General features: G+C 68.9%; 18 protein-coding genes. 7 read left to right on the plus strand and 11 right to left on the minus strand.

The window, feature by feature from the left end:
• Positions 1-222: 222 nt before the first annotated feature.
• Complete coding sequence (gene acpA / locus ABDW59_RS13190; protein ID WP_343630301.1) at positions 223-1926, minus strand: acid phosphatase; 1704 nt, start codon at positions 1924-1926, stop codon at positions 223-225.
• Between the two features lie 302 nt (positions 1927-2228).
• On the opposite strand from acpA, the gene ABDW59_RS13195 reads away from it, so the two are divergent.
• Positions 2229-3497, plus strand: a complete 1269-nt coding sequence (locus ABDW59_RS13195) for a cytochrome c peroxidase (protein WP_343630302.1) — start codon at positions 2229-2231, stop codon at positions 3495-3497.
• A 90-nt stretch (positions 3498-3587) separates the two neighbouring features.
• A complete protein-coding gene (gene dctP / locus ABDW59_RS13200) occupies positions 3588-4673 on the plus strand; it encodes a TRAP transporter substrate-binding protein DctP (RefSeq protein ID WP_343630303.1) in 1086 nt (361 codons plus the stop codon).
• Positions 4674-4796: 123 nt separating this feature from the next.
• Here dctP and ABDW59_RS13205 read toward each other — a convergent pair whose 3' ends face one another.
• Positions 4797-5339, minus strand: a complete 543-nt coding sequence (locus ABDW59_RS13205) for a GAF domain-containing protein (RefSeq protein ID WP_343630304.1) — start codon at positions 5337-5339, stop codon at positions 4797-4799.
• Positions 5340-5637: 298 nt separating this feature from the next.
• On the opposite strand from ABDW59_RS13205, the gene ABDW59_RS13210 reads away from it, so the two are divergent.
• A complete protein-coding gene (locus tag ABDW59_RS13210) occupies positions 5638-5859 on the plus strand; it encodes a hypothetical protein (RefSeq protein WP_343630305.1) in 222 nt (73 codons plus the stop codon).
• A 5-nt stretch (positions 5860-5864) separates the two neighbouring features.
• Here ABDW59_RS13210 and ABDW59_RS13215 read toward each other — a convergent pair whose 3' ends face one another.
• The gene (locus ABDW59_RS13215; RefSeq protein ID WP_343630306.1) at positions 5865-6758 is read right to left on the minus strand and encodes an NAD(P)/FAD-dependent oxidoreductase; all 894 of its coding nucleotides are present in this window, start codon (positions 6756-6758) and stop codon (positions 5865-5867) included.
• Entirely contained in the window at positions 6748-7230 is a 483-nt protein-coding gene (locus ABDW59_RS13220; protein WP_343630307.1) for an Rrf2 family transcriptional regulator, read from the minus strand. The genes ABDW59_RS13215 and ABDW59_RS13220 overlap by 11 nt, the downstream gene beginning before the upstream one ends.
• A gap of 185 nt (positions 7231-7415) precedes the next feature.
• On the opposite strand from ABDW59_RS13220, the gene ABDW59_RS13225 reads away from it, so the two are divergent.
• Positions 7416-8384, plus strand: a complete 969-nt coding sequence (locus tag ABDW59_RS13225; RefSeq protein ID WP_343630308.1) for a DUF5694 domain-containing protein — start codon at positions 7416-7418, stop codon at positions 8382-8384.
• A 17-nt stretch (positions 8385-8401) separates the two neighbouring features.
• Here ABDW59_RS13225 and ABDW59_RS13230 read toward each other — a convergent pair whose 3' ends face one another.
• Positions 8402-9586, minus strand: a complete 1185-nt coding sequence (locus ABDW59_RS13230) for a diguanylate cyclase (protein WP_343630309.1) — start codon at positions 9584-9586, stop codon at positions 8402-8404.
• A gap of 183 nt (positions 9587-9769) precedes the next feature.
• Between ABDW59_RS13230 and ABDW59_RS13235 the strand changes: the two genes are divergently transcribed.
• Both ABDW59_RS13235 and ABDW59_RS13240 read left to right on the plus strand, forming a co-directional pair.
• Positions 9770-10189 (plus strand): response regulator, encoded by a 420-nt coding sequence (locus tag ABDW59_RS13235; RefSeq protein ID WP_343630310.1) that lies wholly within the window; start codon positions 9770-9772, stop codon positions 10187-10189.
• Positions 10190-10212: 23 nt separating this feature from the next.
• A complete protein-coding gene (locus ABDW59_RS13240) occupies positions 10213-11313 on the plus strand; it encodes an acyltransferase (RefSeq protein ID WP_343630311.1) in 1101 nt (366 codons plus the stop codon).
• A 37-nt stretch (positions 11314-11350) separates the two neighbouring features.
• On the opposite strand, the gene ABDW59_RS13245 is transcribed toward ABDW59_RS13240, so the two are convergent.
• The 4 genes from ABDW59_RS13245 to ABDW59_RS13260 form a co-directional block, all read right to left on the minus strand.
• On the minus strand, positions 11351-11920 hold the full coding sequence (locus tag ABDW59_RS13245) for a YceI family protein (RefSeq protein WP_343630312.1): 570 nt from the start codon (positions 11918-11920) through the stop codon (positions 11351-11353).
• A 125-nt stretch (positions 11921-12045) separates the two neighbouring features.
• Entirely contained in the window at positions 12046-14115 is a 2070-nt protein-coding gene (locus tag ABDW59_RS13250) for a response regulator (protein WP_343630313.1), read from the minus strand.
• 7 nt (positions 14116-14122) lie between these two features.
• Positions 14123-14581, minus strand: coding sequence for a response regulator (locus ABDW59_RS13255; protein ID WP_343630343.1), 459 nt, complete (start codon positions 14579-14581; stop codon positions 14123-14125).
• An 11-nt stretch (positions 14582-14592) separates the two neighbouring features.
• Positions 14593-16854, minus strand: a complete 2262-nt coding sequence (locus tag ABDW59_RS13260) for an ATP-binding protein (RefSeq protein ID WP_343630314.1) — start codon at positions 16852-16854, stop codon at positions 14593-14595.
• A gap of 249 nt (positions 16855-17103) precedes the next feature.
• Here ABDW59_RS13260 and ABDW59_RS13265 point away from each other — a divergent pair, with 249 nt between their 5' ends.
• Positions 17104-17463: a response regulator gene (locus ABDW59_RS13265; protein ID WP_343630315.1), complete on the plus strand. Its 360-nt coding sequence runs from the start codon at positions 17104-17106 to the stop codon at positions 17461-17463.
• A 198-nt stretch (positions 17464-17661) separates the two neighbouring features.
• Here ABDW59_RS13265 and ABDW59_RS13270 read toward each other — a convergent pair whose 3' ends face one another.
• Together ABDW59_RS13270 and ABDW59_RS13275 are read right to left on the minus strand one after the other, a co-directional pair.
• Positions 17662-19002 (minus strand): sigma-54 dependent transcriptional regulator, encoded by a 1341-nt coding sequence (locus ABDW59_RS13270; RefSeq protein WP_343630316.1) that lies wholly within the window; start codon positions 19000-19002, stop codon positions 17662-17664.
• Positions 18995-20869 carry an ATP-binding protein gene (locus ABDW59_RS13275; protein ID WP_343630317.1) on the minus strand — a complete coding sequence of 625 codons (1875 nt, stop codon included), beginning with the start codon at positions 20867-20869 and terminating at the stop codon, positions 18995-18997. The genes ABDW59_RS13270 and ABDW59_RS13275 overlap by 8 nt, the downstream gene beginning before the upstream one ends.
• Positions 20870-21139: the final 270 nt, after the last annotated feature.

Raw genomic sequence — 21139 nt, forward strand, 5'->3', positions numbered from 1 at the left:
AAGGCTCGCTGCCAATCGCGAGGCGCGGTCTCCGTTCACTCCCTCTCCCGCGGGGCGGGAGAGGGCGGGGGAGAGGGTGGGATCCCCCGCAGTCCGCTCTCCCGCAAGCGGGCGAGGGGGTAGGAAGGCTCGCTGCCAATCGCGAGGCGCGGTCTCCGTTCACTCCCTCTCCCGCGGGGCGGGAGAGGGCGGGGGAGAGGGTGGGATCCCCCCGCAGTCCGCTCACTGCAGATTCAACGCATTCGTCAGGTCGCCCATCGCCTGCCCGCCAGCCGCCTTCAGCGCGTCGTCGCGCTTCTGCAGACCCGGCAGCGTCGTCAGACCGAAGCGCCGCGTGATCAGCCGCAGCACCGACGCCGTGTCGTACTGCGTGTGATCCACCGTCCCCATCTTCGAGAACGGCGAGATCACCAGCGCCGGAATCCGCGTGCCCGGTCCGACCTTGTCGCCCTTGGGCGGCGCGACGTGGTCCCACTGACCGCCGTTCTCGTCGTAGGTCACGACGATCACCATGTTCTTCCACTGCGGGCTGGCTTGCAGCTTGGCCACCAGGTCGGCGATCTTCTGGTCCGCGTTGGCGATGTTGGCGTAGCCCGGGTGCTGGTTGTACAGACCCTCCGGCTTGTAGAAGCTCACCGGCGGCAACGAGCCCGCCGCCGCGTCCTTCAACAGATCGTCGTAATCCTTCAGATGCGCCGCGCGGTCCGCCGCGTGGCTCACCGGATCCATGTTGGCGTAGTAGTTGAAGGGCTGGTGATGCGGCTGGAAGTCCACCGCGTCCGTCGCCGCCACGCCGTTGGCGTTGCCTGCGTAGATCACCGCGCGCTTGGCCGTCGCCACCTGCTGGCCGTCCTTGGACGCGTTGTTCCACGAGCCGCCGTACCAGGCCCAGTTCACGCTCTTGGCCGTCAGCAGATCACCGATGTTCTGCTGCGTCTGCGCCGGCAGCGTGGTGGCCTTGGACGCGTCCGCGTACAGCGCGTTGTTGCCGTTCAGGTCGGCCGGACCGTTGCCTGAGGGCTGGAAGGCCGGCTGCATGGTGTTGACCGCATAGAACTTGTTGTCGCCGAAGTAGTTGGCCGGCGTGATGTTGCCGCTGCCCGCGAAAGTCGGCGCGCCATCCAGCGCCGAGGCCTTGCTCGTGCCCGCCAGCGTCAGGTTGCTCGTGTACGAGCCGTCCGCGTTCTTGTCCAGGACCTGGATCGAGGGCTTGGCCGCCGCGGTGTCGGCGTTGGGGTACTCCGGCGCGCAGGCGCAGATCAGGTATTGATGGTTCAGGAAGGAGCCGCCGAACGCGCCCTGGAAGAAGTTGTCGGCCAGCGTGTACTGCTGCGCCAGCTTGTACAGCGGCGAGGCGCTGTAGTCGAAGTAGCCCATCACCAGACCGCCCGAGTCGGCGAAAGCGGCGAACATGTCGTTCTTGCCGCCGTTGATCTGCATCTGGTTCTCGAAGAAGCGGTGATACAGGTCGCGGGTGACGACACTGCCGTCGATGGTCGCGTTGGCGCTGGCCTTGAAGGCCGTGCCGATGTTGAAGGGCGCGTTGGCCAGGCCGGCGCTCTGCGCCTGCGTCACGGTCACCGTGCTGCCCGGCGCGGTCACGCCGCCCCAGACCGGTGGCAGCGCGGCCAGCACCGTGCCGTTGCGATCCTTCTGCGCGATGTAGGCGGCGGTCACCTTGCCGGTGGAATCGACCACGGTGCTCAGGCCGTTGGCACCGGGGAAGTTGCCGTACAGGTTGTCGAAGGCGCGGTTTTCCGCGTAGATCACGACGATGTTCTGGACCTTGTTCTGCAGGGCGGTCGTGGTGTCTACCGGCGCGTCGTTGCCGTCGCTGCCGAAGCAGCCGCCCAGCATCAGCAGGGCGCCGAGCGCGACGGGGGTCAGGACTTGCGTCAGACGCAGGGGAGGGAAGGAAATCTTCATGGCTGAACTCCAGCAAGGAGAAATGGCGAACGGCGCGCAGCTTCGTTTCCGCACATGACACGCCCGTGTCATTCGTTGCCGGTAAACCGCTGTCTGCGCACGTAAGCTGCACGACGCGTCATGAGGTCGTTAAGAACGTTGCGCGAAGCCGTTAAATCTCGCGATTTCGTTGTCCATACGCCGTGACCGTCCTGCCTGAACACCGTCCGTCCCCCGCTCATTCCGCCGCTCATTCCCGTCGCCTCGCCGAGTCGCATTCCGTCGCGGGGCGGGCAGCCGCCCGCTGGCGTCTGCCCGCGTCCGTGTTGACGCTGGGCGCGGTCTGCGTCGCCGTCGGCGCCTTCGCGGGGCATGCGCTGGGCGGCGGTGCCGTGCGGGCCGCGACCCCGGCGGTCGCCGCGCCTGCATCGACATCGACGGCCGCCGCCAAGCCCTTCTATGCGACGAGCTTCGAGCGCCGGCCCAGCGCCAACGAGCTCACCGAGATCGGCCGCAAGCTGTTCTTCGACAAGGCGCTGTCGGCCTCCGGGGTCATGTCTTGCGCGTCCTGTCACGATCCCGCCCATGCCTACGGGCCGCCGAACGCACTGCCGGTGCAACTGGGCGGCCCGACCGGCGCGGTGCCGGGTCTGCGCGCGGTGCCTTCGCTGATGTATCGCCAGACGACGCCGCAGTTCTCCGAGCACTTCTTCGACAACGACGGCGACGACAGCCTGGATCAGGGACCGACCGGCGGCTTCGCCTGGGACGGCCGGGCCGCCTCGGCGCACGAGCAGGCCGAGGCGCCGCTGCTGTCACCCTTCGAGATGGCCAATGCCGACCGCGGCGCGGTGGTGGCGCGGATGAAGGGCTCGGCCAATGCGGCACTGCTGCGGCAGTCTTTCGGGCCGCATGTCTTCGACGATGCCGGCCTGGCCTGGAATGCGATGGTGCTGGCGCTGGAGGTCTTCCAGCAGAGCCCCAAGGACTTTGCGCCCTTCAGCAGCCGCTACGACGCCTACCTGCGCGGGAAGGGCGTGCTGACGCAGGCCGAAGCGCGCGGGTTGGCGCTCTTCGAGGGCAAGGACAAGGGGAACTGCGCGTCCTGCCACCCGAGCGCGATCAAGCGCGGCGCGATGCCCGTGTTCACCGACATGGGCCACATCGCGATCGGCGTGCCGCGCAACGGCGCCATCCCGGCCAACCGGGACGCGTCCTTCCACGACCTGGGCACCTGCGGTCCGCTGCGCACCGACCTCAAGGACCATCCCGAGTACTGCGGCCTGTTCAAGACGCCGTCGCTGCGCAACGTGGCGACGCGGCGGGTGTTCTTCCACAACGGGGTCGTGCATTCGCTGGAGGAGGCGGTGCGCTTCTACGCGCAGCGGGACACGAATCCGGAGCGCTTCTACCCGCGCGACGCCAAGGGCCGGGTGCAGGTCTTCGACGACCTGCCGGCCAGGTACCGGGACAACGTCAACCATGAGGCGCCGTTCGGCGGCAGACGCGGCGGCAAGCCCTCGCTCAGCGAGCCGGAAATCCGCGACCTGATCGCCTTCCTGAAGACGCTGGACGACGTGACGGCGAGGTGACCTCGGGTCTGTCAGGTTGACGCCAGCCGTGGCGTGGTTAATCCTGCTTTCGCTCGTAAAACCAACAAGCCAAACAGGACAGGAGACTTCATGGAGCGTCGTTCGTTCGTCAAGCAGGCGGGTCTGGCCGGAGTGCTGGCCGCCGGAGCGGCTCCGGCCATCGTGCATGCGCAGGCCAATCTGCGCTGGCGCATGGCCTCGAGCTTTCCCAAGCAGCTCGATACCATCTATGGCGGCGGAGAGGTCTTCGCCAAGAAGGTGAGCGAGCTCAGCGGCGGCAAGTTCCAGATCAGCGTCCACGCGGGCGGCGAGCTGATGCCCGCTTTCGGCGTCGTGGACGGCGTGCAGAACGGCACCGTCGAGATCGCCCACACTGTCCCGTACTACTTCTTCGGCAAGGACGAGACCTTCGCCATCGGCGCGTCCATTCCGTTCGGGCTGAACTCGCGCCAGATGACCGCGTGGACCTTCCACGGCAACGGTCTGAAGCTGATGCGCGAGTTCTATCGGAACTACAACATCATCAACTTCCCGGGCGGCAACACCGGCGCGCAGATGGCGGGCTGGTATCGCAAGGAGATCAAGTCGGCGGCCGACTTCAAGGGCCTGAAGTTCCGCATCGGCGGCTTCGCCGGCCGCGTGATCGAGCGCATGGGCGGCGTGCCGCAGAACCTGCCGGGCGGGGAGCTCTATTCCGCGCTCGAGAAGGGCACCATCGACGCGGCCGAATGGGTGGGCCCGTACGACGACCTGAAGCTGGGCTTCGACAAGGTCGCCCCGTACTACTACTACCCGGGCTGGTGGGAGGGCGGTCCGCAGGTGGACTTCTATCTCAACATGAAGGCCTACAACGCGCTGACGCCGGAGTACAAGGCCATCATCGAAGCGGCCTCGGCCTACACGCATGTTGACATGCAGGCCAAGTACGACGTGGTGAATCCGCAGGCGCTCAAGCAGCTGGTGGGCGGCGGCAAGACCAAGCTGATGCGCTTCCCCAAGGACGCGATGGACCTGGCGTTCAAGGAGTCGATGGCGCTGTATGCGGAGCTGTCGGCCAAGAACCCCAATTGGAAGAAGGTGTACGAGGACTACGCCAACTTCCGCCGCGACCAGAACCTGTGGTTCCGCTTCGCCGAGGCGGGCTTCGACGACTACATGCAGTCGCAGCGGTTCTGAGGAAAGGGGGCTGCGCGGCGGGATGTCGGCGCGGCCACTTCACAGCGATCGAACGGACATCGAGCCGGTCCTCCACTCGGGAAGGCCGGCTCGATGGCTTTTGACGCCCTCAGCTGCCCCTGATCAATCGTTCAGAAACGGCATCGTGTCCTGGAAGTCCTGCGCCTCGATCTTGCGGGCGACCAGGCGGGCGCAGCCCTTCAGGCGCGACAGGTCCTCGGACACGAGCGACGGGTTGGCCCGCAGGCTGAAGCAGCAGACCGTCCCGAAGATGCGGCCGTCCGACAGCACCACCGGCGCGCTCAGGTGAGCGCCGATCGGCACCGGCGTGGCGGGGAGCTCGTATTTCGCGGCGACCTGGGACGCGTCGGTCATCAGCTCCGGCGCGCGGCCTTCGACGATGCGCTGGCAGTAGCTCTGCTCCAGCGGCGCGGCATCGCCGATCTTGACTTCGATCTCCGACTCGCCGTCCACGAAGCGGAAGACGCGCTCGCCATCGAGGAACTCGGACACGAAGACCACGTCCATGTCGAGCTGTTCGCGCAGGCCGCGCAGCACCTCGCTGATGCGGGCATCGAGATCGGTGTCGAAACTGTCGGAGGTCGCGGCGAGCAGCTCGGAAATCGCGACATCGAGGGAATGGGCGGTGAAAGGGCGGTCGTACATCTGAAACGGCAATGGGAACGACGGGAGATTCGAAACCAAAACCTATCACTCGCGCGGCGGCGGGTGGGGCTTCGGAGGAGGCTCAAGGTTACCGCCTGTAGACCCCTGGCCGGGCATCAGACTCTCGGGAAAGGGCTCTATGCGAAAGCCGATCGCGGGTCTAGGATCACCCCGTTTCCTGCCTCTTTGCTTCAGCAGAAGCCCCGCGCGGTTCGCATACGCCATGTGAACCTCAGTGGTGGCCGCGGGCACAGGAAGGTCCGTACCACGCGCCGATAGGGCGACAGGGGAGGTGGTCATGTGGAAGCCCTCGTTGATGAGCGCGCCCAACATCGCGGGCACGCTGTCGATTTCGGCAGGGCTGGCGCTGATCCCGGCGCTCGGGCTGCTGGACGATTCCAAGTTCCGGGAGAAGTGCGTGCGGGCGGCGCAGGCGACCGCGGCGAAAGCCTCCGGACACCGTGCGCCTGAAGCGCTCAGGACCCAAGGCCCCGATCCTCGGGCCGACCCAAGGCGCTGAATCGCTCAGAACATCGTCGAGCGATGCGCGCCCAGCGCCGCCATGACGCCGTCCGACACCGCCAAGGTCACGCTGCCCGCCGCGCGAGCGGCGTCACCGCAGGCGAAGACATTCGGGATGCTGGTGTCCTGCATCGGACCGACCTTGATGAAGGGCCCCATCGGACCTTCTTCCATCGCGCAACCCAGCTGCGCCGCGACCGGGCTGCTGAGCGACGTCCGCGGCTGCGTGAACAGCCCGTTCATCGTCAGCGTGCGGCCGTCCTTCAGCACGACATCGGCGATGCCGTCGATGCGCTCGATAGGCGTGGGCTCCACGCGGGTGCCGCGGCGGGCGAGGGCGTCCAGCTCCTCATCGCTGGGCGTGTAGGCGCCGTTGAGGAAGAGCGTCGGCGTCCCCCAATCCGGCAGCATGATCCCGTGATGCTGCGCGAGCGCGGAGCTGGCGATGATGCCGATCCGGCCGGCATCCATCTCGTAGCCGTGGCAGTAGGGGCAATGGAAGACGCTGCGGCCCCAGCGCTCGGCAAGACCTGGCACCGGTGGCAGCTCATCGCGCACGCCGGTGGCCAGGATCAGGCGGCCGGCGTCGACGCCGAGCTCGTCGACGCGAAACTCGAAGCGGCCGTCCTCCCGCACCCGGGCCTCATCGGCGAGGCCGTCCATCCAGTGCACCGTGGGATAGCGCATCAGCTGGCGCCGCGCCTCTGCCGCGATGGCGGCGGGCGCTCGGCCGTCCTGCGTCAGGAAGCCGTGGGCGTGGCCGTCGGCCTCGTCGACGAAGCGATTGCGGCGCTGACCGGCGTCCACGACCAGCACCTGGCGGCGGGCGCGCGCCAGCTGCAGCGCGGCGGAGAGGCCGGCATAGCTGCCGCCGATGATCGCGAAATCAATCTTCATGGAGGTGCTCCTCGAGTCGGTGATGGCCGTCGCCGCCGGCTTGGTGGTGGCGGGCGAGGCGCTGGTGGAAGTCGCGGGACAGAGCGGCCAGCGTCACATGGCCCAGCCGCTTGAGCAGCGCGGCCTCGGCCTCCCGCACGGCGTTGCCGAGGGCCTCGTTGACGGCCTGCGCGACCAGGCATTCGGGGCGGTCCTCGCGGAAGCCGAGCGAGACCAAGGCCGGCGCGCCTAGCGCTTCATGCACGTCGCGCAGGGTGATGCGCTCCAGCGGACAGCTGATGACCCAGCCGCCGCCGTGACCTTTGGCGGAGGAGACGAAGCCCGCCTCGCGCAGGCCGGTCATCAGACGGCGCAACACGACCGGGTTGGTCGACATCGCGGCGGCGAGGGCCTCCGAGGTCGACGGGCCGTCGCCCTCGGCCATGTGGAGCAGGACGTGCAGGACGTCGGAAAGCTGGCTGCTGGGTTTCATGCAACATTATGAGTTGCATGAGAAAGACCTTGCCGGCCGGCGGGTGTAGGACGGTGTCGAGGCGCCGCTCGATCGGCGCTGGCGACGTCCCAGCCCGGCCGGTCTGCGCTTCGTCGGCTGGCGCATGCGCCGGGCCCGGTGGTCGGTCGAGACTCCGCGCCACCTTGACTTCATCGTTGAATTCCATGTCTGACAAATTACCCGTCGCCACCCCCGCGGCCCCTGCAAGCGGGGCGTCCCCGCGCCGTCGCCAACTACTCGCGGGCGCCGCCGGTCTGGCGCTGACCTTGCGCGCGCAGGCGGCGTCGACCGCCGCGCCAGGCAATGCGCCTGTCTCATCCGCCACCTCTGCCGCAACTGCCGACGCCACGCCCGCGGGCATCGCGGCGGGCCGGCCTCGATTGCTGCTCCTCGGTGTCTATCACTTCGCCAACCCCGGGCGCGATGTGGCCAAGCAGGCGGACGACGACATCCTCGCGCCCGAGCGTCAACGGTCGCTCGAGCAGATCGCGGAGGCGGTCGCGCGCTTTGCTCCCACGATGATCACCGTCGAGCAGGACGCCGCCAAGGACGAAGCGGCGGACCAGCGCTACGCCGACTGGCTGGCCGGCAAGGCGACGCTGGGGCGGTCGGAAATCGAGCAACTGGGCTTTCGTCTGCGGCGCCGGCTCGGGCTGGGCCCGCTGCGCGGCATCAACTGGGGCGGCCAGCCGCCCGGCGGCGACTTCCGCCCCTACGACTATCCGGCCTGGACGGAGGATCAAGCCACGCGCGGCAATCCGGCGCCACGCGAGGCGCTGCGCGGGCAGCGTCAGACGCTGCAGGCCTGGGCGTCCGAGGTCGACCGCGCCGTCCGCGCGGGCGGCCCGGCGGCGGCCCTGCGGCTGCTCAACAGCCCGGCGCGGTTGGCCGAGTCGCACCGCCGCTACTTCGATTACCTGCGCTTTGGCGATGCCGACTGGGCGGCCGGCGCCAATTACCTCGGGAACTGGATGACGCGCAACCTGCGCATGTTTGAGAACCTGCGTCAGGCGTCGGCGGGGCAGCCGCGGGTGCTGCTGATCGTCGGCGCGGGCCACGTGCCGCTGCTGCAGCGCTATGCGGCCGACTCGCAGAGCTTCGAGCTGGCGAGCGCGCTGGACTTCCTGCCGTAGCGGGCCCGGGCGCCGGTTCAGCCCGGCTGATCGAGCGGCGCGCGCTTGCTCTCCGCGGGCGCGCCGCGCGCCGCCTTCTTGCGCTTCTTGACCGCGTAGGACATGTCGTCCGCCGCCTCGACCAGCGCTTCCCAGCTCCGCTCGCCGCGCGACATGGCGTGGCCGACGGACACGCCGATGCGGACCCGCACGCCGCCGACATCAATGGGCTCGCCCAGCGTCTGGTTGAAGCGCTCGTCGATCTGCGTCAGCCGCGCCGGGTCCACCAGGCCGGGATACAGGACGACGAACTCGTCGCCGCCCACCCGCGCGATAAGGTCCCCATCGCGGCACTGCGCCCGCAGACGATCCGCGACGGTGCGCAGCACCACGTCGCCGGCCGCATGGCCGTGGACGTCATTCACCGGCTTGAAGTCGTCCAGATCGAAGAGGACGACGCTCATCGGGCGGCCTTGCAGTTCCTGCGCGCGCCGCTCCAGCGCGCGCCGGTTGGCCAGACCCGTGAGCGGGTCCGTGTCCGCCGAGGCCGACAGCGCCGTGATGTCCCGGTCGCCCGAGCGCACCAGCCGCGTCGAGTACGCGATCGTCCAGAGCATGAAGGCCAGGAAGGCCCCGGCCAAGCCCATCGCCCAGCCCTTGACGCCTTGCAGCTCGCGCTCCTGGGCGGCGCGCCGCACCGAGAGCAGTTGGCGCTCGGTGTGCTCCATCGAGTCGAGGACCTCGCGCAGACGCCGCGCGCCGTCGGTGGTGATGCGCTCGTTCAGTTGGTCGCGCAGCGCCTGGGGACCGTCGCGCTGGGCGGCCTCGGCGGCGGTCAGGTACCAGCCGGTGATGGTGCGCGTCTCGGCGCGGACCTCGGCGGCGCGGGCGGATTGCTCGCGGCTGTCGCGCACCAGCGATTCCAGCGTGCCGGCGGCGGTCTGCGCGTCCTGCGTGGCGGCACGCAGGCGCTCGACCGATTCAGGACGCGGCACCAGGGCGTAGTTGCGCAGCGCGATGCCGCCCCGCAGCAGCGTGGTGCGCACCTGGTTGAGCTGGTCCAGCACCTCGTGCGTGTGCTCGACCCAGTCGTTAGCCTGGTCGTACTTGCGGGCGTTGACCACCAGCGCCGCGCTGGCGCAGATCACCAGCACGAGCGCGACCGCCTGGGACAGCTGGAGGATGCGGGCGATCCGCCGAAGCACCGGATTCGAGAGCGTCACGAGAGTCGGGAGAGGGGGCCGAGAAGAGCGCCATCGTAGCGGGGGCGCCGCGCGCTCGCGGGCGCTTGTCGGTCATTTGCCGACACGCGTCGGCGGAGCAGGCGTACACCCGACGCCGGAACCCGGCGGCATCGCCGCGCCACCCGCTGCGGGAGACTTCGTCAACCCCACCAGGACACCGCCATGAAGATTCTCCTCATCGACCCCTGTGACCTCTGGATGGCGACGCTGCGTCGCCGGCTCGCCGCGATTCCCGGCGCGCGGGTGATCGCGCAAGTCGCCCGCGAGGCGGACGCGGTGATGGTTGCCACGCTGTGCCGGCCCGACGTGATCCTGTGCGACATCGCGCTGGAGAAGGGTTCCGGCCTGTCGGTGGTGAAGCACCTGCGCCGGAACGGCTTCCGCGGCGCGGCCTACGTGGTCAGCAATGCCGATGAATGCCTGGTCGCGCACCGCTGTGCCGAGGCCGGCGTCAACGGCTTCTTCGATCGCGAGCAGGAGATCGACGGCCTGATCCAGACGCTGCGCACCCTGGGCGCGACGCCGCTCACCTTCGGTCAGCCCAAGATGCGCCTGGCCATGCGACTGGCCGAAGCCGCCTGAGAGGCAGACAGCCGGGACACGTCATGCGGTATCTGGGCGAGGCGGCCAAGGCCGCCGGCCGCGACAACAATTTCAATCTGGTCCGACTTGGCGCCGCGTTCTGCGTGCTGCTGAGCCACAGCTTCACCTTGTCCACCGGCAACGCGCTGCTCGAACCCTTTCGGCTGAGCGCGGGCATCAGCCTGGGCAGCATGGCGGTGCTGGTGTTCTTCCTGACCAGCGGCTATCTGGTCGGCGGCAGCCTCCTGTCGCGCGCCGATCCCGTGCACTTCACCGTGTCGCGGGTGCTTCGGATCTTCCCCGCGCTGATCGTGGCGATGACGCTGACCGTCGGCCTTGTCGGGCCCGCGTTGTCCAGCTTGTCGCCGGCCGACTTCTGGGCCGACCACCAGACCTGGCGCTACTGGCTGACCAACTGCGTGATCGTGTTCGGGAACGACAACCAGTTGCCGGGGCTGTTCAATGGCAACCCCCATGGCAGCACGGTGAACGGCTCGCTGTGGAGCATCAGCTATGAGCTGTGGATGTACGGGTTGCTGGTCGCGCTGTGGGCGATCACGGGCGGCAGCACGAACCGTCGGCGCTTCGGCGCGGTGGTGGCGGCGATGGTCGTCGCGGCGCTGGCGATCTATCTGTGGAAGGGCGTCTGGGAGCCCTCCAGCAGCGAGGTCAAGAGCAAGCTGAGCTGGCTGATCCCCGCGTTCTTCATCGGCAGCCTGCTGTACGTGGCGAGAGCTCGCATCCCCTTGCACGGCGCGATCGCCGCGGGAGCGCTGGTCCTGCTGGTGGTGGCCGCGCTGATCGGCCATCGGGCCTTCGCGCTGGTGAATCTCTTCTGTTTCGGCTACCTGGTGCTGTACGCGGCTTACGGACTGCCACTGGTGCGCTGGCAGCTGCACGCCGACTACTCCTACGGCCTGTACCTGTACGCGTTCCTGGTGCAGCAGGTGCTCGCGCGGCTGGTGCCGGGCATCGACGTCCTGACCATGACCGTGGCCGCGACCGTGATCACCTTGATCCTGGCCGCGGCTTCCTGGCATCTGGTGGAGAAGCGCGCGCTCGGCGCCGTGGGAACGGTCGCCGCGCGCTGGTCGCGTCGGCAAGGGCGCGGTCGCCCGGCCTGAGTGCTGGAGCGCGGGCGCCGGCCCGCGCCGGCCGCGCTCACTCCTTGGCGACGGCCTCCACCTGGATGCGCAGGTTCACGTCCATCTTGAAGCCCCAGTCCTTGCCGGCGGTCAGGCCGAAGTCCTCGCGGCTGAAGCTGCCCGAGGCGTCCGCGCCGCAGTAGTCGCGCTTGAGCATCGGATGCGGCATGCACTTGAGCTGATGGACGGTCAGCGTCATGGGTTTGGTCTTGCCGTTGAGCGTGAGCTCGCCCACGACCTGCGCGGGGACGCCGTTGCTGCCGCCCTCGAATCGACCCTTGAAGCTGGCGGTCGGGTTCTTGTCGACGTTGAAGAAGTCCTTGCCCTTGGCCCAGGCGTTCATCGCGTCCAAGCCGAAGTCGATGCTGGCGAGGTCCATCTTGACCTCGACGCTGCCGGCGCCGGTGGCCTTGTCGTAGACGATGGTGCCGGCGTTCTTGTTGAGCTTGCCGCGCCAGTAGGACAGGCCCATATGGTCGGCCTCGAAGCTCGGATAGGTGTGGGTGGGGTCGATCTCGTAGGTCGCGGGCGCGGCCTGCGCGGCGCAGAACGAGAGCAGGGCGGGGATGAGCAGCAGCGATTTCATGGTCGGTCCTGAGGGTGCGGTCGTTGAGATGGGGAACTCCACCCTGACGACGAACGGCGCGGGGGGGAATCGACAACGGTAGCGGGAACGGATGCGAGAGCTGTCAGCAGAGGTGGCCTCCGCACCTACTGCTGCAAGTGCAGCACCTCCCGAATCGCCTGCGTCAGCGCCCCCAGCTCGATGGGTTTGGCCACATAGGCCTGGAAGCCGGCCGCCAATCCTTCCTGCCGATCCGCCACCATCGCGAAGGCCGTCAGCGCCACCGCCGGCAGCTCGGACGCGCCGCCGCCCGGCAACTGCCGCACCGCCCGAATCAGGGAGCGGCCATCCATCTCCGGCATCCCGATGTCCGACACCAGCAGGTCGAAGCGCTCCGTGTTCTCGCGCAGCAGCGTCAGCGCCTCGGTCGCGCTCGCGGCCACGCTGACCTTCGCGCCCAGCCGGCTCAGCGCGACCTGGCCGACCTCGCGCGCATCCTCCTCATCGTCGACCAGCAGCACCCGTACGCCCGCCAGACTCTCCTCCGACAGATCGACCGGCTCGGCGCAGGGGGGCGGGGGCAAGGCGTGACCCTTGAGCAGCGGCAGGCGCAGCTCGAAGCTCGCGCCGCCGCCTTGGCCGGGGCTCTCCGCCGTGATGCGGCCTTGGTGCAGCTCCGCGATCGCCCGCGCGATCGCCAGCCCCAGGCCCAGCCCGCCCGCCTTGCGGGTCGATGAGCCGTCCTCCTGCCGCAGCCGGTCGAAGACGAAGGGGAGAAACTCCGGCGAGATGCCCCGGCCGGTGTCCCGGACCCGCAGCACCGCGCAGTCGTCCTGCAGCGCGACCTCGACGTCGACGCGGCCACCGTTCTCGGTGAACTTGATCGCGTTGCCGATCAGGTTGGTCATCACCTGCGACAGGCGCTGCGCATCGCCCGGAATCCAGACCGGCTCCGGCGCGCGGCAGTTCAGCGCGACGCCCTTGCTCTGCGCCTCGTGCAGCGCGCCCAGCACCGCGTCCGAGGCCAGCGCCGCCAGGTCCAGCGGCGCGGGCTGCAGCACCAGCTTGCCCGCCACCACCGCGCTCATGTCCAGCAGGTCATTGATCATCCGCGCCTGCAGCTGCGCATTGCGCCGGATCACCGCCGCCGCCTTGCCCAGCAAGGGGTGCGAGTCCGCGAAGTTGGCCAGGATGTCCGCCCATCCCGTGATCGCGCTCAGCGGCGAACGCAGCTCGTGCGAGAGCACCGCCAGGAACTGGTCCTTGAGCTCGTTGGCGCGCTCGGCCTCTTCCTTGGCTTCGCGCAGTGCCTGCTGGGCCTCGTAGGCCAGCGTGGCGTCGCGAATGATCTTGGAGTAACCGGTCAGCTCGCCGGACGCATTGAAATGCGGCGTCAACACGCCTTCGGCGCGGAAGCGCGAGCCGTCCTGCCGCATCAGCCAGCGGTCGTCGCGCGCCGCGCCTTGCGTCGAGGCCACCGCCAGCTCGTTCTCCAGCACGTCGGCCGCGCGGTCCTCCGGCGTCAGCAGGATCTCCGCCGACATGCCGCGCACCGCCGCCAACGGGTGGCCGAAGATCGTGCTCGCCGCGCGATTCCAGTCGCGGATGCGGCCCTCGGTGTCCAGCAGGACCACCGCGTAGTCGTGCAGCGAGTCCACCACCCGCGCATACAGCGCGTCGGCCTCGCGCAGCTGCGCCTCGACGTGGCGCTGCGCCTCGCGCTGGCGCACCTCGCGCAGCGCGCGGTCGATGGCCACGGGCAGCCGCGCCAGCCGGCCCTTCATGACGTAGTCGGTGGCGCCGCGCTTGAGCAGCTCCACCGTGTTCTCCTCGCCGATCACGCCCGACACGAAGATGAACGGCGTCCCCGGCACCGCGCGCTGCGCCAGTGCCAGCGCCTCCGCGCCGGTGAAGCCGGGCAGCTGATAGTCCGACAGGATCAGGTCGAAGCGCTGCGTCTCCAGCGCGCCCAGCAGTCCGGGCTCGTCCTTGACCCAGGTGACCCGCGCCCGCGGATGGGTCTTCTCCAGCGAGGCCTGCAGCAGCTCGGCATCGAAGGTGGAGTCCTCCAGCAGCAGGATCTCCAGCGGCGGGGTGTCCGCGACGGCGACAAGGGGCGCGGCGCCGGTTTGCGAAGCGGCGGACGGCAAAAAGGCGGACAGCGCCGAAGGCGCCGGCGAGGCCGCGGAATCCGGCCGGGACGGGGAGGCGGTCATGCAGGGATCATTCGTAGCGCCTGGCCGCGCGCAGCGATCCCGGGGGCGGCTCGTTGAGCACCGCCCAGAACACCCCCAGGTCCGCGATCGCCGCGACGAACTGCTGGAACTCCACCGGCTTGACCACATAGGCGTTCACGCCCAGCGCGTAGCTCTGCACCACGTCCGACTCCGTCTGCGACGAGGTCAGCATCACCACCGGAATGCTCTTGAGCGGCTCGGTGCTGCGCACCGCCTTGAGCACCTCCAGCCCGTTCACCTTGGGCAGTTTCAAATCCAGCAGGATCACGGCGGGATTGCCCTCCGAGCGCGCCGCGTGCGCGCCCTCGCGGTTGAGGTAGTCCAGCGCCTCGGCGCCGTCGCGCACCACCACCACTTCGTTGGCCAGTTGGCTGCGTTCCAGGGCGACCAGGGTCAGTTCCAGGTCGCGGGCGTCGTCTTCGACGAGAAGAATCGGTTTGAGCATGTCGTTGCGCATCATGGGTCTGCGTCCTCCATTGCCTGCTGCATCTCGCGGGTCGGCAAAGTGAATCCAAAGCGGGCGCCGTGCTCCGGCGAGCCCCAGGCCTCGACCTGTCCGCCGTGCCGCTCGACGATGCGGCGCATGCTGGCCAGGCCGATGCCGGTGCCTTCGAAGCTCTCCGTCTGATGCAGGCGCTGGAAGACTCCGAAGAGTTTCCCCACGTACTTCATCTGGAAGCCCACGCCATTGTCCGTGACTCGCAGACCGATTCCTTGCGGACCGACGATTCCTTCGATCTCGATGCGGGCCGGATCGCGCGGCCGGGTGTACTTCACCGCGTTGCTGATGAGATTGCGCACGGCGACTTGCAGCAGCACCGGATCGCCCCAGAGCCGGGGCAGCGGCCGTTTGACGATCCACTCGACGCGGCGGTCCTGCAGCTGCGTCTTCTGCTCGTCGATCAGGTCGTCGATCAGGTGCTCGGTGTTGATCGACGAGGGTTTGAGCGCGGAGCGCCCCATGCGCGAGAAGTCCAGCAGCGCATCCACCAGCTGACCCGCATGCGCCGACGCTTCCTTCACATGGGCCAGGTAGCGGCGCGAGCGCTCGGTCAGCCCGGCGCCTTCCATCTCCAGCACCAGGTCGACGAAGCCGGCGATGTGGCGCATGGGCGCCCGCAGGTCGTGCGACACCGTGTAGGAGAAGGCTTCCAGCTCCTTGTTGACGCGGCCCAGCTCCATCGCGACCTCGGCCATCTCTTCGGCGCGGCGCAGCACGATGCCGATCAGCGCCTGGCGCAATTCCTGCACCGCGGCGATCTCGCCGGGCGTCCAGGGCAGGGACCGGCCGCCCAGCTGCTCGCGCCAGCTCTCGAAGCTGCGTCGCGGATGCAGGCGGTGCTGCGCGTCGGTGGAGGACTCCTTGCGCGGATCGCCGGCCCAGACGATGGTCTGCACGATCTCCGGCCGGAACCACACGATGTAATGCCGGTGCAGCTTGGAGATCGAGATCGCCAGCATGCCCGCCGTGGTGCCCAGTTCCGCCGCCAGCGCGGGCGCCTCGATGCTCAGCCGGTCGCCGTGCCAGACCTCGTCGATGCGGTTGCCCAGCCACTGGCCGAGCCGGATCAGCGTCGAGCGATCCGGGGTCTCGCCCACGGACCAGCATTCCTCGTTGAGGATGACCGCGGCGCCCGTCGCGCGGCCCAGTCGCAGGAGCGGGCCGGGCTCGGCCATCAGCCGCTGCAACGTGGCGTCGCTGTCGGCCAGGTGGGCGACGATGGATAGCGTGAGCTGGCGCAGCCGCAGCTGCTCGGTGACCTGCTCGTTCTCCTCCTTGGCCTCGATCTGAAGCGACAGCAACTGGCCCAGGTGCTCACAGGCCATGCGGGTCTGCCAGGACAGGCGCTTCGGGTCGTGGTCGTGGCAGGACACCAGCCCCCACAGCCGCCCGCCGACGAGGATGGACACCGACATGGAAGCCAGCGTGCCCATGTTGCGCATGTACTCCAGGTGCACCGGCGAGACGCTGCGCAGGGCGGCCTGGGACAGGTCCAGCCCGGTCGCGGCGCTGCCGTCGACGAAGCGCACCGGCACCGGCTGGTAATGGGCGTCGGCGATCAGCCGGATGTGGTTGATGCGGTAAAGCTCTCGCGCCTGTGCCGGGATGTCGGCGGCGGGGAAATGGTGGCCGGCATAGGCGGTGTAGCCCGGGTCGATCACCTCGGCCAGCACCTCGCCATGACCGTCGGCGTCGAAGCGGTAGGCCAGGCAGCGGCCAAAGCCGGTCAGGCGCTTCATCTCGGCGACGACGACCCGACAGAGCTCGTCCACCGAGGAGGTGAGTTGCATCTGGGGGACGAGATGGCGTGCGAGGCTGTAGATCGGGGCCCGGGTGCCGGCATCCGCGGCGCCGGGGAGTTCGTCCTCCAGCTCGAAGTAGGCGAGTCCGCCCATGCGGTGGGCGGTCGCGTGCAACCGCCGCCCGGCGATCTCCAGCATGCCGCAGGACACGGGGCCTTCGCCGTCGCACAGGGTGTGGCGCAGATCCAGTATCCCGCCCAGCGCATCCTCCACATAGGCGGCCAGCAGGCCCTGCGGGGCGTCCAGCAGCGACGCCCAGTTGTCGCTGCTCGCCACCAGCTGGCCGTCGCGCAGATCGACGGCGGCCAGCCAGCCGTGGGGCTGGATCGCGCCGGGGATTCGAATCGGCTCGCTGGCGCAATCGGCCAGTTGGGCGTCGGACAGGGAAGAGACGGGCGGCGGCGTCTGCGTCATATCGGAAGAGGAAGGAGCGGCACCGGGGCAGGGCCGGGGGCGATGGTAGCCGCCCGCGAGCGTGGAATCGTCGTCATGGCCGCGAGTTCAGGGGGAGCGGAGGTGGGCGAACAGAACATCGAGCTTGGGACGTTGCGCGGGCAAACGGCGCTCCTGGTCCGAGAATTCAGGGCGGGAGCGGGATTTGCCTGTTCCGATCCACGCCCGTCCTCGCGGGGACGCCTCTGGACCTCTTGCCGCAGCTTTGCCATGCCCCACGCCGTCATCGTCGACGACAACCTCGAGTCCAGCGAAACGCTGGCCATCCTCCTGGAGATGGAGGGTTACTCCGCCGCGACCGCCGCCTCGCTGGGCGACGCGCGTCGGCAGCTGGTCGAGCATCGACCGGACGTGATGGTGCTGGACCGGGCGTTGCCGGACGGGCAAGGGATGGATTTCATCTCGGAGGCGCTCAGCACCGGGCCGATGACGATCGTCATGTTGACCGGGACCTCGGATCCCGGCGATGCGGCCGAGGCGATCCGGCGCGGCGCGGCGGCGTATCTGGTCAAGCCGGCGACGATCGATCAGCTCAAGGCAGTGCTTGAGCGGGCGCCGCAGTCGGCGTAGTTCAGCGCTTGAAGACCCTCTCCCCCGCCCTCTCCCGCAAGCGGGCGAGGGGGCCACGCAGCCTCGTTCCGCAAGCGGGAGGGTGCGGCACGGCGCGCTGTCAATCGCGGTGCGCGGTCCCTGTGCACTCCCTCTCCCGCTTGCGGGAGAGGGCAGGGGAGAGGGTCTTCGGCCTGTGCAGGCCTCGGCCCCGTGCCCTCAGCGGAACTCGTCCAGCTGAATCCCATGCCGATGCAGCTTGTCGTAAAGCGTCTTGCGCGGCGTCCCCAGCAGCTCCATCGCCGCCGGCACCTTGCCGCCCGAGCGCCGAAGCGCCTGCTCGATCAACGCCTTTTCCACCATCTCCATCTGACGCGCCAGCCCCAGCGTGGGCACCGCCTGCAAGGCCGCACTGCTGTCCAGGTCGTCCAGCGCCAGCACGAACCGGTCGGCGGCATTGCGGATCTCCCGCACGTTGCCTGGCCAGTCATGCGCCATCAGCTCCCGCAGCTTCTCCGGCGTGAGCTCCGGCGCCTCCCGCTCATAGCGCTTGCAGGCCTGGGCCACGAAATGCTCGAACAGCAGCGGAATGTCCTCCCGCCGCTCCCGCAGCGGCGGCAGCGTCAGCGTCGCGATGTTGAGCCGGTAATACAGGTCGCTGCGGAACTGACCGCGCTCGCCCAGTTCCTTCAGATCGGCCTTGCTCGCCGCGATGAAGCGGACGTTGATCGGCTGCTCCTCGTTGGAGCCCAGACGCTCCACCCGCCGCTCCTGCAACACCCGCAGCAGCTTGATCTGCAGCGGGATGGGCATGGTCTCGATCTCGTCCAGCAGCAGCGTGCCGCCGTTGGCGTGCTCCAGCTTGCCGATGCGGCGCTTGGCCGCCGAAGTGAAGGCGCCGGATTCGTGACCGAAGAGCTCGCTCTCGAAGAGCGCCTCCGGCAGCCCGCCGCAGTTGATGGCGACGAAATGCCGATCGCGGCGCGGGCTCTGGTCGTGCAGACAACGGGCGACCAACTCCTTGCCGGTACCGGTCTCGCCCAGGATCATCACGTCCGCCGAGGTCGACGCCAGATTCAGCACCTGCCGCCGCAGCTGCTGCATCGCGGCCGACTTGCCCAGCAGCGCCGCCTCGATGCCGCTGGCGGCCTGCAGCTGCGTGCGCAGCTCGTCGGCCGAGTGACGCAGCATGCGCAGGTCCAGCGCGCGGCGCGTCGTATCCAGCAGCCGCTCCGGCGCGAAGGGCTTCTCGATGAAATCGTAGGCCCCGGTGCGCATCGCCTGCACCGCCATCTGCACGTCGCCGTGCGCGGTGATCAGGATCACCGGAATGCCGGGGTCCGTGCTCTGCACGTGGGCCAGCAGCGCGCGCCCGTCCATTCCGGGCAGCCGCACGTCGGTGATCAGAATCACCTGCGCGCCCGGTTGCAAGTGCGGGAGCGCCTCTTCCGCCGTGCGGCACGGCAGCACGCTCAATCCCTCGAGCTCCAGCGTCTGCGTCAGACTGACCCGCACCGGCAGATCGTCCTCGACGAACACGACCTTGTAGCCCTCAAACATACTGCCCCTCCTCGGCGTGCCAGGTCTCGACCGCGAGGTCGAACTCGAAACTCATGCCCTGATCGAGCCGGTGCGCGCGCAGCGCGCCCCCGAACTCGTGAACGATCTTCGACGAGATCACCAACCCCAACCCCAGTCCCTCGCCCGCGGGCTTGGTCGTGAAGAAGGGCTCGAAAAGACGAGGCAACAAGGCGTCGCCCAAGCCTGGGCCGCTGTCCTGGACCTGCACCAGCACGCGCTGGCCCTCGTCCTGCGCCACCGCCGCCACCCGCAGCCGGCGCTCGGCGCCGTCGTGCGGCGGCTCCGAGGCGATCGCGTCGATGGCGTTGGCGAAGAGATTCACCAGCACCTGCTCCAGACGATTCGATTCGGCCCGCACCCGCAGGCCCGCCGGCACCTCGACCTCGAAGCGCAGATCCAGCGCGCGGGTCCGGTGCTCCAGCAGCAGCTTGGCGTTGTTGACGCAACTCAGCAGCGACACGGCCATGCTCACCCGCTCGGCCTTGCGGGCGAAGCTCTTGAGCTGACGCGTGATCTGCCCCATGCGCTCGACCATCTCATCCATCGTCTGCAGGTTGTCCGCGACCGCTTGCGTGCGACCGGCCTCCAGCAATCGTTGCGAGTTTCGTGCCAGCGCCCGCAGTGCCGTCAGCGGCTGGTTCACTTCATGCGACAGGCCCGCCGACATCTGCCCCAGCACCGCCAGCTTGCTGGTCTGCAGCAACTCGCCCTCGGCCTGCTCGCGCTGGGCGATCTGGTCGATCAGCTCCTCGTTGATCTGCCGCAGCTCGGCGGTGCGCTCATCCACCGTGCGCTCGAGCTGGGCGTGTGCGTCCTGCAGCTCGCTCTTGGCGTGGAAGAGCTGGCGCAGCGCGCGCCGCCGCGAGGCCAGGTACAGCAGCAGCATGCCGATCGCCGCGCCGAAGGCCGCGCCGCTCCAGGCCGCGAGCCGCGCCTGGCGCCGCACCTCGGACAGATCCGACAGCGCCAGCAGCCGCAGCCCCAGCGGCAGCAGTTGCCGCTCCTGCGCCAGCAGCGTGGCGCTGGCCGGTGCGGGCGCCCGCACCAGCAGGCTGTTGTAGGCCTCCAGCGCGCCGGGCAGGCCCAGGTCCGGTCCGATGCGGGGATAGCGCGCGCTGGCCTGCAGCCGGTCCCGCTCGGCCGCGTCGGCGTGGCTGAGCACCGCATAGCGCCAATCCTCGACCGAGCTCATGATCACCACGCCTTGATCGTCCGACACCAGGATGCGCTCCCCCTGCGAGCGCAGCCCCAGGTCCACCCAGGTCGCCTCCAGCGGAGCGAGGTTGAGCTTGACCACGATGACGCCTTGCAGCGTCTGGTTGCGGCGCAGCGGATGCAGCAGGAAGAAATTGGTGCTGCCGGTGGCCCCGGCCTGGCCCGCGTCGGCGGCGAAGAAGTGATGGCGGTCCTGCGCGATGGCCTGCTGCAGGCGCAGCGGCGGGGTGAGCGGCTCGCTGGACGCGAGCACCTGGCCCTCGGCGTCCGCGACGAAGATCTGCGTCGTCCCCGCGCGCACGTTCACCCGCGCCAGCGCCAGGCCCGCGGCGCGCCGCAGCGACTCGTCGCCGGGTCTGTCCATCAGCCGGGTCACGCTGTCGTCGATGGCCAGCAGGCTGGGCAGGTAGGCGTGCCGGCCCAGCTCGGTCTGCAGGTTGGAGGCGTATAGCTCCAGCCGTTCGGTCGCCAGCGCGCTGAGCTGGTCGAGGCTGGCGCGCTCGCTCAGGCGGTGGCCCAGCAGCAATCCGCCCAGCATCAGCACCCCGGTGAGATACAGATAGAAGCTGGGCCGACCCAGCTGCTGGGTCAGCCGCTGCTGCAAAGAGAGGGGGAGGGCTGCCGAATCCATGTGAGACGAAAAACGTCCCTAGTGTGCCCAAGTTGTCACTTCCGGTGCAGGCGAGGGAACCGTTTTTTCTCCTCTGGCGAGTAATCGCCCGGCTGGCTAGGCGGTTTGTGCGGATTTCCGCACCTTGTCGCGTCGCCGAGACTGAGAACACGCAACCGACCGGTGTCCACGGACGTCGCTCGTCGGTGAATACCCTTGGAAACAGCGGGCTGGCACGGGGGTTGCACCCCACGGTCCCGTCACGCGGCGAGAGCCGTGTCCAACAACATG

Source organism: Roseateles sp. (assembly GCF_039595295.1).
In the GTDB taxonomy this organism is placed as follows: domain Bacteria; phylum Pseudomonadota; class Gammaproteobacteria; order Burkholderiales; family Burkholderiaceae_C; genus Roseateles.

What these genes read in the sequence shown, in the direction of transcription:
- acpA (WP_343630301.1), bottom strand. Translation starts at nt 1,926, where the DNA reads ATGAAGATTTCCTTCCCTCCCCTGCGTCTGACGCAAGTCCTGACCCCC.
- dctP (WP_343630303.1), top strand. Translation starts at nt 3,588, where the DNA reads ATGGAGCGTCGTTCGTTCGTCAAGCAGGCGGGTCTGGCCGGAGTGCTG.
- ABDW59_RS13205 (WP_343630304.1), bottom strand. Translation starts at nt 5,339, where the DNA reads ATGTACGACCGCCCTTTCACCGCCCATTCCCTCGATGTCGCGATTTCC.
- ABDW59_RS13210 (WP_343630305.1), top strand. Translation starts at nt 5,638, where the DNA reads ATGTGGAAGCCCTCGTTGATGAGCGCGCCCAACATCGCGGGCACGCTG.
- ABDW59_RS13215 (WP_343630306.1), bottom strand. Translation starts at nt 6,758, where the DNA reads ATGAAGATTGATTTCGCGATCATCGGCGGCAGCTATGCCGGCCTCTCC.
- ABDW59_RS13220 (WP_343630307.1), bottom strand. Translation starts at nt 7,230, where the DNA reads ATGAAACCCAGCAGCCAGCTTTCCGACGTCCTGCACGTCCTGCTCCAC.
- ABDW59_RS13225 (WP_343630308.1), top strand. Translation starts at nt 7,416, where the DNA reads ATGTCTGACAAATTACCCGTCGCCACCCCCGCGGCCCCTGCAAGCGGG.
- ABDW59_RS13235 (WP_343630310.1), top strand. Translation starts at nt 9,770, where the DNA reads ATGAAGATTCTCCTCATCGACCCCTGTGACCTCTGGATGGCGACGCTG.
- ABDW59_RS13240 (WP_343630311.1), top strand. Translation starts at nt 10,213, where the DNA reads ATGCGGTATCTGGGCGAGGCGGCCAAGGCCGCCGGCCGCGACAACAAT.
- ABDW59_RS13245 (WP_343630312.1), bottom strand. Translation starts at nt 11,920, where the DNA reads ATGAAATCGCTGCTGCTCATCCCCGCCCTGCTCTCGTTCTGCGCCGCG.
- ABDW59_RS13250 (WP_343630313.1), bottom strand. Translation starts at nt 14,115, where the DNA reads ATGACCGCCTCCCCGTCCCGGCCGGATTCCGCGGCCTCGCCGGCGCCT.
- ABDW59_RS13255 (WP_343630343.1), bottom strand. Translation starts at nt 14,581, where the DNA reads ATGCTCAAACCGATTCTTCTCGTCGAAGACGACGCCCGCGACCTGGAA.
- ABDW59_RS13260 (WP_343630314.1), bottom strand. Translation starts at nt 16,854, where the DNA reads ATGACGCAGACGCCGCCGCCCGTCTCTTCCCTGTCCGACGCCCAACTG.
- ABDW59_RS13265 (WP_343630315.1), top strand. Translation starts at nt 17,104, where the DNA reads ATGCCCCACGCCGTCATCGTCGACGACAACCTCGAGTCCAGCGAAACG.
- ABDW59_RS13270 (WP_343630316.1), bottom strand. Translation starts at nt 19,002, where the DNA reads ATGTTTGAGGGCTACAAGGTCGTGTTCGTCGAGGACGATCTGCCGGTG.
- ABDW59_RS13275 (WP_343630317.1), bottom strand. Translation starts at nt 20,869, where the DNA reads ATGGATTCGGCAGCCCTCCCCCTCTCTTTGCAGCAGCGGCTGACCCAG.